Consider the following 1,383-nt stretch of genomic DNA (forward strand, 5'->3'; position numbering starts at 1 on the left):
TCAGCCGCGGCTGGTAGTGCAGCTCCAGTTCATCCCGGCGCAAGGCACGGCGCAGTTCGCTTTCCAGGTCGGCGAGGCTGCGCGCATTACGGTTGATGCGCTCGTTGAACACATGGAAGGTGCAGCCCTGGCTGCCCTTGGCCTGGCGCATGGCGATGTGCGCGTGCCACATCAGCGGGTCGGCGCCACCCTGCGCGCGGGCGTGGGCCAGGCCCAGGCTGCAGCCCAGCAGCAGGCTTTCGCCATCGACCCAGTAAGGTTCGGCCAGGGCCTCGACGATGCGTTCGGCCATCCATTCGGCGCGGTTGGCGTCGCGGCGGGTGTCGATCAGCAGGGCAAACTCGTCGCTGCCCAGCCGCGCCAGCTGGTCGCCCGCCTCCAACTGATGCTTCAGGCGTGCAACCACCTGCAAGATCAGCCGGTCGCCACTCTGGTGGCCAAGGGCGTCGTTGACGTGGCGAAAGTTGTCCAGGTCGAGGTGGCCGAGGGCAATGCCGCGCCCCTCGTTTTCGGCCAGGCGCGCGGTCAGCAGTGCCTGAAAACCCTGGCGGTTGGCAATGCCGGTCAGCGGATCTTGTTCGGCCAGGCGCTGCAAGGTGGCCACCAGCACACCCCGCTCGCGCACATGGCGTAACGAGCGGCGCAGGTTATCGCTATTGAGCTGATCACGGACCAGCCAGTCGCTGGCACCACTGGGCGCCGTTTCGGGCTCATCCTCCAGCAGCAGGATGGTCGGCAGCTCGCAGCGCCCCGGCGCTGGCTGCATGGCAGGGGTTGCCAGTATCACGGCCTGGCGGTCATGGCTGAACAGGCTATCGACCGCCTCCCAGTTCGGTGCCGTGAGCAGCACGGCGCTGCCATTCAGGGCAGGCATGCACGCGTGCAGCAAAGCTGTCCAATCCGGCTCATCAGCCAACAGCAGCAAACGCAAAGGTTCGACAGGCGTGGACAAGCGGGCTCCTTAGGCTTCACGGTGCAACGAGATCTGGCGGGTATGCTACTGTATTAAATGAAAATGATTTTCACTTTTATACATGTTTTCAGGGCGTAGCAGCCCGACGTATTTTGTCGTGCATCCTGCGCGAAACTGCGCCGCCCGGCAAATCCCGTTTACATATTTGACTCACACGTCAGACGGTCACGCCACAACCGCCACATGCCTGTTAGAATGCGCGGCTATTTTCTGGCGACCCCCGGTTTCTAGCATGTCCCGACTCAATCCCCGGCAGCAGGAAGCCCGTGACTACGTCGGCGGCCCTCTTTTGGTGCTCGCCGGTGCAGGTTCGGGCAAGACCAGCGTGATCACACGCAAGATTGCCCACCTCATCCAGAACTGCGGCATCCGCGCCCAGTACATCGTGGCGATGACCTTCACCAACAAGG

2 protein-coding genes are annotated in these 1,383 nt (G+C 63.3%); one reads left to right on the plus strand and one right to left on the minus strand.

What is annotated here, in order from left to right; all coding sequences use genetic code 11:
* Nucleotides 1–952: GGDEF domain-containing protein (locus tag HP546_RS30240; protein ID WP_172233542.1), on the minus strand; the 952-nt coding region annotated here is incomplete at its 3' end.
* Between the two features lie 253 nt (nucleotides 953–1,205).
* Here HP546_RS30240 and HP546_RS30245 point away from each other — a divergent pair.
* Nucleotides 1,206–1,383: UvrD-helicase domain-containing protein (locus tag HP546_RS30245; protein WP_172233545.1), on the plus strand; the 178-nt coding region annotated here is incomplete at its 3' end.

The organism is Pseudomonas sp. CM25, assembly GCF_013179705.1.
GTDB lineage: Bacteria > Pseudomonadota > Gammaproteobacteria > Pseudomonadales > Pseudomonadaceae > Aquipseudomonas.